11 protein-coding genes are annotated in these 15875 nt (G+C 73.9%); 6 read left to right on the top strand and 5 right to left on the bottom strand.

Annotation, left to right across the window (positions count from 1 at the left end; translation table 11 throughout):
- The first annotated feature begins 207 nt into the window (after positions 1-207).
- Positions 208-2664: a hypothetical protein gene (locus tag ACH4S7_RS25070; RefSeq protein WP_398523511.1), complete on the top strand. Its 2457-nt coding sequence runs from the start codon at positions 208-210 to the stop codon at positions 2662-2664.
- On the opposite strand, the gene ACH4S7_RS25065 is transcribed toward ACH4S7_RS25070, so the two are convergent.
- The 3 genes from ACH4S7_RS25065 to ACH4S7_RS25055 all read right to left on the bottom strand — a co-directional run bounded on the left by ACH4S7_RS25065 (position 2634) and on the right by ACH4S7_RS25055 (position 6637).
- Positions 2634-5057, bottom strand: coding sequence for a right-handed parallel beta-helix repeat-containing protein (locus ACH4S7_RS25065; RefSeq protein ID WP_398523510.1), 2424 nt, complete (start codon positions 5055-5057; stop codon positions 2634-2636). The two genes, ACH4S7_RS25070 and ACH4S7_RS25065, sit on opposite strands and share 31 nt — an antisense overlap.
- A 221-nt stretch (positions 5058-5278) precedes the next feature.
- Positions 5279-5896, bottom strand: coding sequence for a hypothetical protein (locus ACH4S7_RS25060; protein ID WP_398523509.1), 618 nt, complete (start codon positions 5894-5896; stop codon positions 5279-5281).
- Positions 5897-6175: 279 nt separating this feature from the next.
- The gene (locus ACH4S7_RS25055; RefSeq protein WP_398523508.1) at positions 6176-6637 is read right to left on the bottom strand and encodes a DUF6643 family protein; all 462 of its coding nucleotides are present in this window, start codon (positions 6635-6637) and stop codon (positions 6176-6178) included.
- Between the two features lie 255 nt (positions 6638-6892).
- On the opposite strand from ACH4S7_RS25055, the gene ACH4S7_RS25050 reads away from it, so the two are divergent.
- A complete protein-coding gene (locus ACH4S7_RS25050) occupies positions 6893-8203 on the top strand; it encodes a TerD family protein (protein ID WP_398523507.1) in 1311 nt (436 codons plus the stop codon).
- A 33-nt stretch (positions 8204-8236) separates the two neighbouring features.
- Here the strand turns inward: ACH4S7_RS25050 and ACH4S7_RS25045 are convergent, their stop codons facing one another.
- Positions 8237-9412: a glycosyltransferase gene (locus ACH4S7_RS25045; protein ID WP_398523506.1), complete on the bottom strand. Its 1176-nt coding sequence runs from the start codon at positions 9410-9412 to the stop codon at positions 8237-8239.
- On the opposite strand from ACH4S7_RS25045, the gene ACH4S7_RS25040 reads away from it, so the two are divergent.
- The 4 genes from ACH4S7_RS25040 to ACH4S7_RS25025 all read left to right on the top strand — a co-directional run bounded on the left by ACH4S7_RS25040 (position 9411) and on the right by ACH4S7_RS25025 (position 13535).
- The gene (locus ACH4S7_RS25040; RefSeq protein ID WP_398523505.1) at positions 9411-10244 is read left to right on the top strand and encodes a glutamate racemase; all 834 of its coding nucleotides are present in this window, start codon (positions 9411-9413) and stop codon (positions 10242-10244) included. The two genes, ACH4S7_RS25045 and ACH4S7_RS25040, sit on opposite strands and share 2 nt — an antisense overlap.
- 76 nt (positions 10245-10320) lie before the next feature.
- Positions 10321-10890 (top strand): hypothetical protein, encoded by a 570-nt coding sequence (locus tag ACH4S7_RS25035; protein ID WP_398523504.1) that lies wholly within the window; start codon positions 10321-10323, stop codon positions 10888-10890.
- 288 nt (positions 10891-11178) lie between these two features.
- On the top strand, positions 11179-12822 hold the full coding sequence (gene lnt, locus ACH4S7_RS25030; RefSeq protein WP_398523503.1) for an apolipoprotein N-acyltransferase: 1644 nt from the start codon (positions 11179-11181) through the stop codon (positions 12820-12822).
- A 212-nt stretch (positions 12823-13034) separates the two neighbouring features.
- Positions 13035-13535 (top strand): NUDIX hydrolase, encoded by a 501-nt coding sequence (locus tag ACH4S7_RS25025; RefSeq protein WP_398523502.1) that lies wholly within the window; start codon positions 13035-13037, stop codon positions 13533-13535.
- 37 nt (positions 13536-13572) lie between these two features.
- Here ACH4S7_RS25025 and ACH4S7_RS25020 read toward each other — a convergent pair whose 3' ends face one another.
- Positions 13573-15873, bottom strand: coding sequence for an FtsX-like permease family protein (locus tag ACH4S7_RS25020; RefSeq protein ID WP_398523501.1), 2301 nt, complete (start codon positions 15871-15873; stop codon positions 13573-13575).
- Between the last annotated feature and the right edge of the window lie 2 nt (positions 15874-15875).

Raw genomic sequence — 15875 nt, 5'->3', positions numbered from 1 at the left:
CGTGTCGTCGATGTCCATCGCCGTCCGTGCGACCCTCACCGGGGCGCACGGGGGGTCACATCCTCCCACGGTCCGTTCCTCGCCCGATCGCGGAAATTCGGTGCCAGCGGTGTCATCAACCGTCAGAATCCGGGATTCTGGGGCGGGAACGCGACAGCGTCGCCGCCGCCCCCACCGACCGAACCTCTCAGAAGGCGAGTCACCGAAGTGACCTCTGCAACTCCGGCCCCGCAGACCGGAGGGCCCGCGCTCGAACTGCTGGTCCACGGCGTCGGCGGCACCACCCCACAGGAGATGCTCGGGGATCCCCGGACGGTCCGGATCACCGGGGACCAGAAGGCCGCCGTCTTCCGGCGCGCCGACGACGAGAGGGCGGAGAGCGGCCCCGGCGAGCACCGGGACCGGCCCGTGCCCGAGGCGTACTGCTGGTCCAACCTCACCTCGGGGAACAGCGCTCGCGCGCTCTGGCTGCTGCTGCTCCCCTTCATGGTGGTGAACCTCGCCCACTGGATGCGCCCGCGTGCCAAGGGACGCGCCGGTACCACCCGGTTGTACGGGGTGCTGGTGCGGCTGATCGCGCTGAGCCTCACCGTGCTGCTGACGGCCGCCGCCTGCGAGGTCGCGCTCGATCTCGTCGCCTGGCAGTGCGCCGGGGTGAGCGCCTGCGCCGACGGCCGCTCCTGGCTCGGCTTCCTCTCCGCCGACCAGGGCGGCTGGTGGTCACAGCCCGGCCGGCGCCTCGCGCTCGCCGCAGTCGTGCCCACCGCGCTGGTGGGCCTGCTCTGGTTCCTCTCCAACCGCACCTGGAGCGCGTACGAGTCCCAGCGCCCGCCGACGGGCGGCGAAGTGACCGACGGTGAGATCGGCCCGGACGAGGACGGAGCGGACCGGCCACAGCCCCCCGCCGCGACCACGGCGTCCGCGGCGGGCGGGACGCCGCCGCCCGCCGTCCGGCCCGCCCTCGGCCGCCCCGGCTTCTGGTACGGCCGCCGGCTCGTCGCCCGGCTGCGCGCCGCGCACACCGCGGCCGGATTCCTCACCGTCTCCGCGGCCGTCGCCGGGGCCGCCGCCCGCCACGACCGGGGCGCCGACAGCGCCTTCCGCGAGGTCTTCGGTCTGCTCCTGGAAGGGACGATCGTCGTCGGCGTGCTCGCCGTGGTGGCGGTCGTCATCCGGCGCGGACGCAGCGAACGGCGGCTCGACGCACGGTTCGACCGGATCGCCGTCGGCGCCCTGCCCGCCGCCTCGCTCACCGTGCTCGCCCTCGCCCTGGTCTACGCCGCCTGGTCCCGCCCCGGCTGGGAATCCGCAGGTACCCTCCCCGGCGATGTGACCTTCCGGGTCATCACCCTCGCGCAGGGCGCCCTGGTCGTCGCGCTCGGCGTCGCCGCCTTCCTGCTGCACCGGCACGCGCCCCACCCGCGCACCGCGCTGCGCGGACTCGCCGGCCCCGCCGTCGCCATGCTCGCCTGCGGCCTGGGCGGAGTGATGACCGGAGGCGTCGCCCAGCGGGTCGCCGACTGGCTGGACGGTCCCGGCACCCCGGGCATGGACGGCGACGGCTCCATCCCCGGCCCCCCGATCCTGCTGAGCTGGCAGGCGTCGGTCATCCCCGCCCTGCTGCTCGTCCTGCTCGTCCCGGCCGTGGTGCTCGGCGTACGGACCTGGCGGACCTCCCGCCGGCTCGCCGCCACCGTCGAGACGGAGTACGCCGCCCTGGACGCCGAGGAAGCGGACTCTGGCGGCTGGCGCCCCGACTCCGTCCGTACCCGCCGTATCGCCGGTGTCCGGTCCCGCGCCGGGCTCACCGACGAGGCCCCCTGGCTCATCGGTACCGTCGCCGGCGCCGCCCTGGTCCTGGGCGTGGGCGCGGTCCTCGGCGCCTGGGTGAGCGGGAAGGTCCCCGGCAAGGCGTTCGGCGACAGCGGCGACTTCGCCGAATCCGTCGCCGAGACGGCGCAGTCCCTCGGCTCCTGGCTGGTCGGCCTCGGGTTCGTCCTCTTCGTCACGCTGGGCCGCCGCGCCTACCGCGACGCCTCCGCCCGGCGCACCATCGGCATCCTGTGGGACGTCGGCACGTTCTGGCCGCGCGCCGCCCACCCCTTCGCGCCGCCCTGCTACGCGGAGCGCGCCGTGCCCGACCTCACCTGGCGCATGTGCGTCTGGACCGAACAGACCGGGGGCCGGCTGGTCATCTCCGGCCACTCCCAAGGCAGTGTGCTGGCCGCCGCCGCCGTCTGGCAGTTGCCCACCGCCACCCGGGAACGGGTCGCGCTGCTCACCTACGGATCCCCGCTGGAACGGCTCTACGGCCGCTGGTTCCCCGCCTACTTCGGGCCCGCCGCACTCACCGAGCTGCGCGACCAGATGGACTGCTGGCGCAATCTGTGGCGGCCCACCGACCCGATCGGCGGCCCCGTCCTGGTCGCCGCCGACGGCGAGAACCCCCCGGTCGACCGGGCGCCGCTCAACGATCCACTGGTGTACGGGCGGTCCCGCCGCCACCCGTTGCCCGAGCCGATCCTCGGACACGGCGACTACCAGGCCGATCCCGCCTTCGACCTGGAGCGCCGCGGACTCCTCGACCGGCTGTCACCGACCGTCCCCCGGCAGTCCCGGGAACCGGCCGACACTCAGGGCAGTTCGGGCAGATCCTCCGGATAGAGCAGGGTCAGCGCGTCGGTGTCCACATCGACCAGCTCGGCGACCCGGCCCGCGTGCCGCTCGACCATCGACTCGAAGGTCTGGCGCGCGGTCCGGCCGTTGCCGAAGGCGGCGGTCCTGGGCAGCGCGGTGAAGTACTTCCGCAGGGCGTCGCCCGTGCCGTCCGCCAGCCGGTACTCGTGCTCCTCGGCCTGCTGCTCCACGATCCTGAGGAGTTCGTCGGCGCCGTAGTCCTGGAAGGTGATGGTCCGCGAGAACCGGGAGGCGACACCGGGGTTCACCGACAGGAAGCGCTCCATCTCCGCGGTGTAACCGGCGACGATCACCACGACCGCGTCCCGGTGGTCCTCCATCAGCTTCACGAGGGTGTCGATGGCCTCCTTGCCGAAGTCCCGGCCGGAGTCCTCGGGGGAGAGGGCGTACGCCTCGTCGATGAAGAGCACCCCGCCGCGCGCCCGGTCGAACGCCTCCTGGGTGCGGATCGCGGTGGAGCCGATGTGCTCGCCGACCAGATCGACCCGGGAGACTTCGACCAGATGGCCGCTGCCCAGCACTCCGAGCGCGGCCAGGATCTCCCCGTACAGCCGGGCGACGGTCGTCTTGCCGGTGCCGGGGGAGCCGGTGAAGACCAGGTGACGGCGGACGGACGCGGCCTTCAGGCCCGCCTCCTGGCGGCGCCTGCCGACCTCGATCATGTTCGTCAGCGAGCGGACCTCCAGCTTGACGCTCTCCAGTCCGACCAGCGCGTCCAGTTCACCGAGGACGGCGTCGGAGGTGCGGCGCGGCTCCGCGACGGCGGGTGCCGGGGCGGGCGCGAGGGGCGGTGCCACCCGGGTCGGGGCGGTGGTGAGCAGACCGGGGGACCGATCGGCGGTGAGCACGGAGGCCGTGCGCTCGGCCACCGCCCGCTCGGCGGGCCCCACGCCGCTCTCGTCGCTGACGCAGTCCTCGATGACCAGGAGGGCGGGGTCGGCGAACTCGTAACCGCCGCGCGCGCACCGCTCGGTCCGGCAGCGGCTCAGTGTCGTACGGCAGCCGGCCATCACATGGAAGCCGTAGCCCCCGCTGCCGGTGACCCGGCAGCCGCGGAAGGTGCCACGGCCCTCGGCCGACACATAGAAACCCGCCTCGGCGGGGGAGGTGATCGTGCAGCGCTCGATGACCGGGTCGGCGCCCTTGGTGACGATGACTCCGGTCTGCGCCGCGTCCACGGTGCAGCCGTTGAGCGTGCCGCCGCTGCCGTGGTCACGGAACCAGGCGCCGGTGGACGCCTCCCGGATGCGGCAGTCGTCGAGCTGCGCGGTCGCGCCGTCGCTCACGGACACCGCCGTGTTGCGGATCTGGGAGAGGTCGCTGTCCACCACATCCACGCGCGAGCCCCGGTCGAGCACGAAGAGCGCGTCCGGGACGTCGTGGACCCGGCAGGAGTCCAGCACGGCGGTGGCGCCGTCGCTGACCCAGACGGCGGGGTAGTCGCCCGTACTGTCATGTATCTCGCACTGATTGGCGTCCACCCGGGTGCCCGGGTCCCACACCGACAGGCCGTTCCGCCCGAAGCGGCGCACCGTGGAGCGGGTGAGCGTCAGCACCGACCGGGAACGCAGGTCGATCGCGTTCTCCGGGATGTCGTGGATATCGCAGTCGGAGAGCGTGAGCACGGCGTCCGTGTCGAGGGTGACCCCGTCGGCGGATGTGCGGTGCACCCGGGAGTCGGTGAGATGCGCCGACGCCCGCGACGCGATCTGCACGCCCGCGCCCTTGATCTCGTAGATCTCGCAGCCGACGGCCTCCAGACCGCTGCCCTCGCCGGTGACGGCCAGGCCCGCGCCGGAGGTGTGGTGCACCCGGCAGCGCTCCAAGCGGGGGTGCCCGCCGCCGCGCACCGAGACGCCCGCCTGTCCGGCCGAGACGATCTCGCACTCCTCGAACACCCCGCCCGCGCCGTCCAGCACGGCGATGCCGACGCCGGCCGGATTGTCGACGGTGCAGCGGCGCACGGTGGGACGGGCCGCGCCCCGCACCTCCAGACCGGCCGCGGACCGGGTGGCGATCCGCAGATCGATCAGCTCGGGGGTGCCGTCCTCCACCAGCACGGCGGGCGCGGTCGGATCCTGCCCCTCCACCTGCAGATTCTGCACGGTGGCGGAGGCGCGCACGATCAGCGGCACCCCGTCGACCGGTGCGATCCGCACCGAGCCGAGCACACTGTCGGGGCCGCGCAGGGTGACCGCCCGCTGGACGATCAGATTCTCGCGGTACGTCCCCGGGGCGAGGGTGAGGATGTCGCCGTCACCCGCCGCCTCCAGGGCCGCCGCGAGCGACGCGTACTCACCCGTGCGGCGCCGCCACCGCGACGTGCCGGTGTGGGTCACCTGAACCGTGCCCTGTGCCATCGTGCTGCTCTGCCCCCACCTCGTGGTCTGTACCGGCGCGCCTCGACGAGGGGGACGCCCCCTTGGGACCTGTCTTCCGAACGGTGCCCGGTCCGCCCGGGGATTCCCGGGCCGGCCGACCGACGGGGCCCGTCCGTGCCCCCGGAGCCGAGGTCCTGGCCCCGTGACGGGGTCGCACCACCGTAGCGCGCGCGGGCGGCGGTAGTTGACGGCTCACCGGGTCAGCTACCCGCGCCCGCGCGCCCCCAGTCGGGACCGACGGCCGCCCAGGCCCGGTCGAGCCGGGCGTATCTGCGGCGGAAGAGGCGCCAGAGGAGGAGTCGGTGGACGCAGACGATCAGGACCATGGCGGCGAATGCGGCGCCCGCGCCGGTCAGCGCGGCGTGGACCCGGACGGTGGAGAGGTCCAGCGGTGGCGGGACGATCCGGCCGGTGTCATCGGTCCAGAGGGTGAGCCGGTCGCCCGGGTGGGCCGTCCGCGGGCTGGTGAAGACCCTGCCGGTGTGCCGGCCGCCGTCCACGGATATCCAGCGGGCCAGCACGGCCCGCCGCTTCTCCCGCGCGGTCGGTGCGTCGGGGTCGTACGCCGCCGAGCGGGTCGGCGGGGCCGGTCCGAGCACGGTCGCGATGACGGCGTGGCGCTGCTGGCGCTGTTGACGCGCCGACTGGCGCAGGGAGTCGTCGGTCGCACTGCCGGCGAGCCAGCCCACGGCCGGGGCGCAGCCGACCATCAGCAGGGCGGCGACGAGGGCCACCCACGCCTCGACGAGATCGGTCGGCCGGCACAGCGGCTGACGGCGCCAGCGCCAGACTCCGGTGGCGGCTCGCACCTCCCGCACCCCCCTTCCGCCTCCATGACGGCCCGACGCCGGACGGCACGGGCACGGCCGCTCGGAGAGAGGAACGTCACCCCAGACGTCACGCTGAGGTCACCCCTGTCCGGTCACGCCCTTGCACTCGTCAACGCGCGGGGCACGGCCCGGGGTTCCCACAGACCTCAACGGGTGGGAACCCCGCCGCCGTCGGTGAACGGGGGAAGGGAGTCCGGAAGAATTGCCGCAAGAAATGCCGGAAGAAATCCGGAAGGAAGGGGGCAGTGGTTCGCGGACCTCCCCGTGTCAGTACCCCTGGCCCTGGTACGGGCGGTTGTACGGGTCGTTGTAGGGCGCGGGGGCGGGCGCCGGCCTGGCGGTCGCCGGGCGCATGGCCTCGTACCCCGTGTTCACCGGCCGCTGTTGCGGATATCCCCCCTGCGGGCCCGGATAGCCCCGGGGCACCTGCGGCTGTTGCTGGGGGATGTACGGCGCCGGGGCGTGCTGGAGCGGCATGGGCTGCTGCGCCTGTTGCGGATACCCGTACAGGGGAGCGGCCTGGGCCGCCGAGGGACCCGCCGGGAGGGCGGGCAGCGCCGCGGGCAGTGCCGGCGGGTAGCTGTTGCCGGTGTCGTACGCGGAAGGCACTCGGATCGGAGCGATCTGAGGCGTGCCCCGCTCTGCGACGAGGGAGTCGTAGATCGGGGTGTCAGCGAAAGACGGTGCGGAGTAATAGCCGCCGCCGTAGTTGGCGCGGGGGGAGGTCATGCCACCTAAGTTAAGCCCACGATGTGCCGGTTGGGGAGCCCGGTCCCCGGGTTGTTTCGGTGGATACGGACGCCCCTGTGGAAGCAATGCGAGCGAACCCGGGAAAATCGGTCGCGCGAAGGCGTAAGAATCGGGTAAAGAGCATGTTCGGAGCGGGGTTACTCGTGAGTTGGCACGGGCGCTCGGCAGGGCATGGGGACTACGTTGTCACCCGGTGAACTCCTGGTGACAATCCGACTCGCGATGGGGGTCTTCATGTCCATGCTTAAGGGAGCCAATACTCCGGTACCGGCGCCGCGTGTACGCGTCGAACTGGGGTGGGGCGCGGGACCGTCGGTGCCGGACGTCGACGCCTCGGCGCTCCTCCTCGCGGCCGGCTCCGGAAAGGTCCGCTCGGACGGGGACTTCGTCTTCTACAACCAGCCGGCGCACGCCTCCGGAGCCGTACGCCACGAGGGCAAGCGAACCTCGGCAGCCGGAGTGGTCGACGCGGTGGAGGTCGATCTGGCCCGGGTGGAGCCCGGCATCGAGAAGATCGTGCTCGCTGCCTCATCCGACGGCGGCAGCTTCGGGCAGGTGCCCGGTCTCCATGTACGGGTCATCGACGCCGCCTCCGGCGCCGAGATCGCGCGGTACGACAGTCAGGACGCGACGGTCGAGCGCGCGTTCGTCCTGGGAGAGCTGTACCGCCGGCAGGGCGCCTGGAAGTTCCGGGCCGTGGGCCAGGGATACAGCGCCGGCCTCGCGGGGCTGGCGACGGACTACGGCATCACCGTCGACGCACCCCGACCCGCGCCCGCCCCCGCGACTCCCACCCGCCCCGCCGCCCCGGTGTCCATGGCCCGGCCCTCGACCCCCGCCGCGCCGGTCCCACCCCCTGTCGCCGCCCGACCCGTCCCACCCCCCGCCGCCGCCCAGCCGGCCGCGCCCGTACGCCTCTCCAAGGTGACGCTGACCAAGGACGCCCCCTCCGTCTCGCTCACGAAACAGGGCGGCACATCCGGCGCCATGCGCGTCAATCTGAGCTGGCAGGTCCGCAAGCAGTTCAAGGGCTGGGGCGCCAAACTCGGCCGGGCGATGGCCATGCACGGCGATCTCGACCTCGACCTGTGCGCGCTCTTCGAACTCACCGACGGGCGGAAGGGCGTCGTCCAGGCGCTCGGCAACGCCTTCGGGGCGCTGCACCAGCCCCCGTACATCCACCTCGACGGCGACGACCGCACCGGAGGCACCTCCGGCGAGAACCTCACCATCAACCTGGACCACAAGGACCAGCTCCGCCGGGTCGTCATCTTCGTCACCATCTACGAAGGTGCGCGGAGCTTCGCCGACCTCGACGCCACGGTCACGCTCCAGCCGCAGCACGGCGCCCCCATCGACTTCTCGCTCGGCGAGTGCACCGTCCCCTCGACCGTCTGCTCCCTGGCGCTGATCACCAACACCGGATCCGACCTCGTCGTCCAGCGCGAGGCCCGCTTCCTGGTGCCGGAGCGGGGCGTGAGCCCGCAGCGGACGGTGGACCAGACCTACGGCTGGGGCATGAACTGGACCCCCGGCCGCAAATGACTCCCCGGTCGCCGGCCGGGGAGTGACGGGTGGTCAGCGCTCCGGCGCGGCCTCGGGACGGGCGTACGTACGCCCCTTCCAGGCCGCGCCGCGACCGCGGTGGTGCTGGACGGCCGAGTCGACCGTCATCAGCAGATAGAGCAGCGCGGTGAACGGCAGCAGCGGAGCGAGCAGCGCCGGCTGGCCGTAGTGGCGGAGCATCGGCAGATAGGTGCCCGTCATCACCGCCCACGCCACGCCGCCCGCCCACGCGGCCATGGCGTCCCCGCCGACCAGGCCCGCGACGAGCGCGACGGGCGGCACGAGATAGATCAGGGCGAGCCCGACGACGGTTCCCGCCAGCAGCAGCGGGCTGTGCAGCAACTGCGCGTACGCACTGCGCGAGACCATCCGCCACAGCTGGGCCAGTCGCGGATAGGGCCGCACGCTCTCCACCCGCTCGGCCAGCCCGAGCCAGATGCCGCCACCGCTCCGCCGGACCGCGCGCGCCAGGGACACATCGTCGATGACCGCCCCCCGGATCGACTCCGGTACCGCCGCGCGCTCGGCGGCCTCGGTGCGCAGCAGCACACAGCCGCCCGCCGCCGCCGCCGTCGTCCGCGCGCCCCGGCGGTTGACCCACCGGAAGGGATAGAGCTGCGCGAAGAAGTAGACGAACGCCGGTACCACCAGCCGCTCCCAGCCGCTGACGACCCGCAGCCGCGCCATCTGCGAGACGAGATCGAGGCCGTTGGTCCGGGCCGCCGCCACCAGCTCCCGCAGACTGTCCGGGGCGTGGGCGATGTCCGCGTCAGTGAGCAGCAGATACTCCGGCCCCCGGGCCCGGGCGCTGGCGATCCCGTGCCGCAGCGCCCACAGTTTCCCGGTCCAGCCGGGTTCCGGCTCGCCGGGTGCGACCACGCTGAGCGGCAGTCCGCCGTGGCGTTCGGAGAGGGCCCGGGCCAGCTCCCCCGTACCGTCCGCGCTGTTGTCGTCGACGAACACGATCTCGGCTCGGCCGGGGTAGTCCTGGGCGAGCAGCGAGGGGAGGCTGTGCGGCAGCGTCCCGGCCTCGTCCCGGGCCGGGACCACGATGGCGACATCCGGCCAGTCGGCCGGATCGACCCGGGGCGGCAGCCGCTGGTCCGTCCGCCAGAAGAAGCCCTGCCCGAGCAGCAGCCACCCCCATGCGGCCAGTGATCCGACGGCGGTCCAGGCGACGGCGCTCATGCGCCGCAGTCTGCCCCACCGGACGGCTCCCGGCGGGGGTGTCGACTATGGTGACCGGGTGAAGATCGCGCTCATGGACTCCGGAATCGGCCTCCTCGCGGCAGCCGCCGCGGTGCGTCGGCTGCGGCCGGACGCGGATCTCGTGCTGTCGTCGGACCCCGACGGGATGCCCTGGGGGCCGCGCACTCCGGAGGATCTCACCCGCCGCGCGCTCGTCGTGGCCCGCGCCGCCGCCGCGCACCACCCCGACGCCCTCATCGTGGCCTGCAACACCGCATCCGTCCACGCCCTGCCCGCGCTCCGCGCCGAACTGGAGCCCGCCGTCCCGGTCATCGGCACGGTCCCGGCGATCAAGCCGGCCGCGGCGGCCGGCGGCGCCGTCGCGATCTGGGCGACCCCGGCCACCACCGGCAGCCCCTACCAGCGGGCCCTCATCCGGGACTTCGCCGGCGCTGTCGAGGTGACCGAGGTGCCCTGCCCGGGTCTCGCGGACGCCGTACAGCACGCCGACGAGTCCGCCGTCGACCGGACCATCGCCGCCGCCGCCGCGCTGACCCCGCGGGGTGCCCGGGCCGTCGTCCTGGGCTGCACCCACTACGAACTGGTCGCCGAACGCATCCGCGCCGCCCTGGGACGGCCGGTGGCGCTCTACGGCTCGGCGGGCGCGGTCGCGGCGCAGGCGCTGCGGCGCGTCGGAGTGCCCGCCGCACCCGGTGCGGCCCCCGGCGGACGGCTCATGGTGCTGTTCAGCGGGCGCGAGGCGGCCCTCTCCGAACAGGCCCTGAGCTACGCCGAGGCGCGGCTGTTGCGCACCGTGACACCGGCGCACTGAATGTCACTGATGTCGGAAATGTGATCCTTCTGACGGACTCGATGCCGAGCCGGCGGAAGCTGGGTACTCTGCTGACATGAGGCACCCCCACGACTCGACGCACACCACCGCGTTCCCCGCGGAGCCCGTGCCCGCGGTGTGGACCGGTCGTGCGACCAACCGCCTTCAGTGGCTGCTCGCCATAGCGGGAGCCGCCTGTATCGGCCTCGGCGTCACGCTGGCCGTCCACTCCACCTGGACATCGGGCTTCGCCCCGCTGCTGATGTCCGTCGTCGGCTGCGTCGCCGCGGGGCTGCTGGTGCTCTATGGAACCCTCGCCTTCGTCCATGTCGCCGTCACGGTCGACAGTGACGCCGTCGAAGTGCGCTGTGGCCATATGGGGCTGCCGCGCCGCCGGATCCCGCTCTCCCATGTGGTGGGCGCGGAGTTCGCGCCCAAGGTCAATCCGCGCCACTGGGGCGGCTGGGGCTATCGCTGGCGCCCGGAGATGGGCACGGCCGTCGTCGTCCGCAGGGGCGAAGGCATCATCGTCACGCTGGGTGACGGTAGGACCTTCACCGTGACCGTCGACGACGCCGAAGCGGCGGTACGGGCCATTCGCGACCGGCTCCGTCCGGCTCCGCTCCCCGGCCCCGCCGAGATCTGAGCCCCCCGCCGCCTCTCCCTCCGCCTTCCCGCTGTGCCCGGGGCCGCCCCTTCTCCATGTCGGTGCCGCCCCCGCGCCGCCACCCGAATGCCGTAGCGGGTCCCACCCGCGGGAAGGCCCGCCGCGCTCCCGGGAAGCCGCCGCCGCGGTCTCGGAGGGGGAATGGGCTGCGGTCCCGGAGGGGGAATGGGCCAGGTTGACGTCACCCCGCTCCGAGGAAGTCCCCGGCCCCCGGGTCCACCCGCCCGGCCTGCGGTCCGCATACCTCCCCACCGTAGACTCCGCCAGGTGAGCGCCGCCAACACTGCCCCTGACGCCCCCCGGCCCGCCCCCCGCGCGAGGCGGGCCCTGGCACGCCGTTTCGCGCGGCCCGGCGCCGCCGCTCTCGCCGGAGTGGGGCTCTTCTTGAGCTTCCCGCCCCGCCCCCTGTGGTGGCTGGCGCTCCCCGCCTTCGCCCTCCTTGGCTGGTCCCTCTACGGGCGCCGGGCGCGGGCGGCCCTCGGGCTCGGCCAGCTCGCCGGACTCGGCTTCCTGCTGCCCCTGCTCAGTTGGACCGGCGAAGAGGTCGGACCGGTGCCCTGGATCGCGCTGGCCGCCGTGGAAGCGCTGTTCATCGCCGTCACCTGTATCGGCATCGCCGCCGTCACCCGACTCCCGGCGTGGCCGGTGTGGGCCGCCGCCGTCTGGATACTCGGCGAGGCCGTGCGCGCCCGGGTGCCCTTCGGTGGCTTCCCCTGGGGCAAGATCGCCTTCGGCCAGGCCGACGGTTTCCTCCTCCCCCTCGCCGCCGTCGGCGGCACCCCCCTGCTCGGCTTCGCCGTCGCCCTGTGCGGCTTCGGGCTGTACCAGGGCGTCCGGCTGCTCACCGCCTACCGGCGCACCCATGAGCTGCCGCGCGGCCCCGTCGCCCTCGCGCTGCTCACCGTCCTCGCCCCGGTCACCGCCGCGGTCGCCGCACTCCCGCTCGTCGACGACTCCGCCGAGGACGGCACCGCGACCGTCGCCGCGATCCAGGGCAACGTCCCCCGCCTCGGGCTCGACTTCAACGACCAGCGGCGCGCGGTCCTCGACAACCACGCCAACCGCACCGAGGAACTCGCCGCCGATGTGCGGGCGGGTCGGGTCGCCAAGCCCGACTTCGTGCTCTGGCCGGAGAACTCCTCCGACCTCGACCCCTACCGCAACCCCGACGCCCGGGACGTCATCGACCGGGCCGTGCGCTCGATCGGCGTGCCCACCGTCGTCGGCGCGGTCCTCAGCCCCGACACCGGCAAGCTCCGCAACACCCTGATCGAGTGGGACCCCGAGCGCGGCCCCGTCGACACCTACGACAAACGCCATGTGCAGCCGTTCGGCGAGTACATCCCGATGCGGTCCTTCGTGCGGCTCTTCAGCTCCGACGTCGACCGGGTGCGCCGCGACTTCGGCCCCGGCGACAAGGTCGGTGTCTTCGACCTCGCGGGTACCAAGGTCGGCCTGGTCACCTGCTACGAGGCCGCTTTCGACGATATGGCGCGCGACACCGTCACAGGTGGGGCCCAGCTCATCTCCGTACCGAGCAACAACGCCACCTTCGGTCGCAGCGAGATGACTTACCAGCAGTTGGCCATGTCCCAGGTGCGGGCCGTCGAGCACGGCCGGTCCGTCGTCGTCCCCGTCACGAGCGGGGTGAGCGCGGTGATCATGCCGGACGGGAAGGTCGTCCAGAAGACCCGGATGTTCACCCCGGACGCCCTGGTGGCCGAGGTGCCGCTGCGGTCCTCGCTCACCCCGGCCACCCGGCTCGGCGTCTGGCCGGAGATCGTGCTGCTGCTGATCGCGGCGGCCGGGTTCGGCCGGGTCGGCGCCGGAGCCGTACGGGCGCGGCGCGCGCGGTCGGCGGCGGCGGACGCGGGGACCACGGTCGACACGGGGACCACGGCGGGCGTGTAGCTCGCCGCCGTCCGTGCCCCGGGGAGCCCGCCGCCGTCCGTGCCCCAGGGGCCCGCCGTCGCCTGGTCACTGGTGTGCCCGCGGGGCGAACTCTCCCCGCCGTATGGGCTTTTCCCCATTCTTGGGGCGGGCGGGGTCGCCAGCCGCGGGACCTCGCCCTCCGATGCGACCCGTTCGAACGAGAGTCCTGGACAGGGCTAAGGTCGGGGGTCATGGGGACACCTGATTTCATCCGCGAACTCCGGGCGACGGCCGGTCAACAACTGCTCCTCCTGCCGGGGGTCAGCGCGATCGTCTTCGACGACGAGGGACGGATCCTGCTGGGCAGACGTGCCGACGACGGCAAATGGTCGATCATCGGCGGTATCTCGGAGCCGGGCGAGCACCCCGCGGTCACCGCCGTGCGGGAGGTGTACGAGGAGACCGCGGTGCGGTGTGTTGCCGAGCGGGTCGCCCTCGTCCAGGCGTGGACGAAGCCGGTCACCTACCCCAATGGCGACAGTTGCCAGTACGTGGACATCACCTTCCGCTGCCGCGCGATCGGCGGGGAGGCCCGGGTGAACGACGACGAGTCGCTGGAGGTGGGCTGGTTCGCCGTGGACGCGCTGCCGGAGCTGCCGGAGTATCTGCACTTCCGGATCAAGCAGGCACTGTCGGACGGGCCGACCTGGTTCCAGCAGGCCCCGGACGACGTCTTCGACGATCTGTCGTAGGCCGTCCGCCTCCCTACCCTCCTCGGCCCCTGGCGGATCAGCGCGAGGGGTCCGGGGTGCGGCGGCGCGCGGCCCGCCGCGCTGGCACCACGGCGAGGACGACCGCGGCGGCGACCAGCCCCGCGCACGTCAGCAGCAGCGCCCCCGCCGACGGCGGCAGGGCGACACCCGCGCCGACACCGCTCCTGGCCCCCTCCAGATCGATCAGCGGACGGGCCACCAGGAGGCCCGTGAGGACGCCGACGACGGCCGCGGCCCCCGCCGTGACCGCGCTGTGGGTCACCACGACGCCCGCGAGCTGGCGCGGGGTCAACCCGATCGCGCGCAGCGCCGGCAGCTCGCCGGAGTGGTGCCGTACGGCGGAGCTGACGGAGGCCGCGAGTTCCGCCACCGCGATCAGCGCCAGTACGCCGATGAGCCCTGCGAGGACCCCGCCGGCCGGTGCGGGCGATGCGACCGGGGGCGGCGTACGGCGGATGTCGACACCGGGCAGCGCGGCCGTCAGCGTACGGGCGACGGCGTCCGGGTCGGCCCCCGGCCGCGTCAGCAGCGCGTACGGCTGCGGGGCGGTGGCGGTACCGCTCTCGCGCAGGGTGTCCAGGGTCGTGGAGATGACCAGTCCGCTGTGTTCGGGTTCGAGCGAACGGCCCACGACATGCAGGATGTGCGGGGTGCCGCCCACGGTGAGGCGTACCCACTGACCGACCCGCAGCCGGGTCGCGTCCAACAGCCCCTGCCCGGCCACCGCCTCGTGGGACGCGGACGGCGCCCGGCCCTCCACGGTGACGAAGGAGTACGGCAGCGCCCGGGTGCCGAGACCACGCAGGGTGACCGACCGGGTCTGGCCGGGTATGAGCGCGGTCACCTCGGCCACCGGGTGGACCGACCTGACCCCGGCCTGGGCTTGCAGCCGTGCCAGCGCGGAGGCGTCGAGCCCGCCCTCCTGGCGGGCGGTCAGGGGAGCCACCGGATTCACCCGCCCACCGCCGTCCCCGCCGTCCAGACCGTCCAGGGTCGCGACCGCCGACAGGGCCACGGTGACCATCACGACGGGGACGGCGAGGCGCCCGACACCCGCGAGGAAGCGCCGCCGCCGGTGGACCGCCCCGCGCCACCCCAGGACCAACGGGGGCGGTGCGCCCCGGCGCAGGGCGAGCCGTGCCGTACGGGACATCCGGCGCGGCACCGACCGGGCGCCGTGGGCGGCCGGGATCGGCGGCACATCGGCGGCCCGCCAAGCGGCGTACGCGGTGGCGGCCGCGATGACCAGGACCGTCCCCGCGCCGACCGCCGCGTACGCCCCGGCGGCGCCCGGCAGGACCCAGCCGTACGCCGATGCCTCACCGATCGGGCCCGGCACCCGCGCGCCGAAGGACGCCACTGCGATCGATCCGAGCGCCACCCCGGCGCCGGCCAGTGCCGTGTGCTGTCCGAAGAACATCACGGCGATCTGCGCCGGGGTCATCCCGACGGCCTTGAGCACCGAGATGTCCCGGAGATGACCGATGACCCGGCCACCCACGCCCCCGGTGACGGCGACGGCCGCCGCGAGGAGGGCACCGAGGCCGAAGACCCGGAGCAGCCGGCCGAGCAGCCGGTTGTCGTCGGCGAAGTCGGCCCTCGCCTCGCGCCAGGTGGAGACCCGGACGACATGCTCCGGGCCGACGGCGGCGATGGCCTGCTGGACGACGAAGTCGGTGTCGTCCGGGGTGTCGAGGCGCAGCCCCGCGGTCAGACCGCCACTCGCCGCCCCGGCGTACCGGGCCACCGTCGCGGCCGACGCCCAGGCGACACCGGGCCGTTCGCCCGCCTCGTACCCCGCCTCAGCCGTGGCGACGATCCCGACGACCCGCAGGGTGCGCGGCGGCCCCGGGTGTTTCGTCCGTACGGTCAGCAGGTCGCCCGGCCGCACCCACAGGGCGCGCGCGGTCGACCGCTCCAGCATCACCTCACCCTCGGCGGTGCCGGGCCGGGTGCCGGACAGGGTCCCGCCCGGCGCGGGGTCCGGGGTGCCCGGCTCGGTGGCCCGGAGGTCCAGCGCGGCGCCGGTGGTGGCGCCCACGACCGTGAGGGAGACGGTGGGGGAGGGGCCGGACACCTCCTGGACCCCGTCGAGTCCGGCCAGCCGACGGGTGTCCGCGCCATCGGTCAGCCGGAGCCAGACGTGGTTGCCCCGGGTCTCCGTGAACAGCCGCTGCCACGGACTCGCGGCGAACTGGAACAGTGCCGCCGACAGCAGCAGCGCCGCCGTGATCCCGGCGGTCGCCAGCGTCAGTGTGACGGCCTGCCCCCGATGGGTGCGCAGATCGGCGAGGGCCCAGCGTGAGATGGCGCGCACGG

Origin of the sequence: Streptomyces sp. NPDC020965 (assembly GCF_044333555.1) — a bacterium.
In the GTDB taxonomy this organism is placed as follows: Bacteria; Actinomycetota; Actinomycetes; order Streptomycetales; family Streptomycetaceae; genus Streptomyces.
The sequence above is the reverse complement of the archived record's forward strand: the minus strand, read 5'-3'. Positions and strand labels throughout refer to the sequence as shown.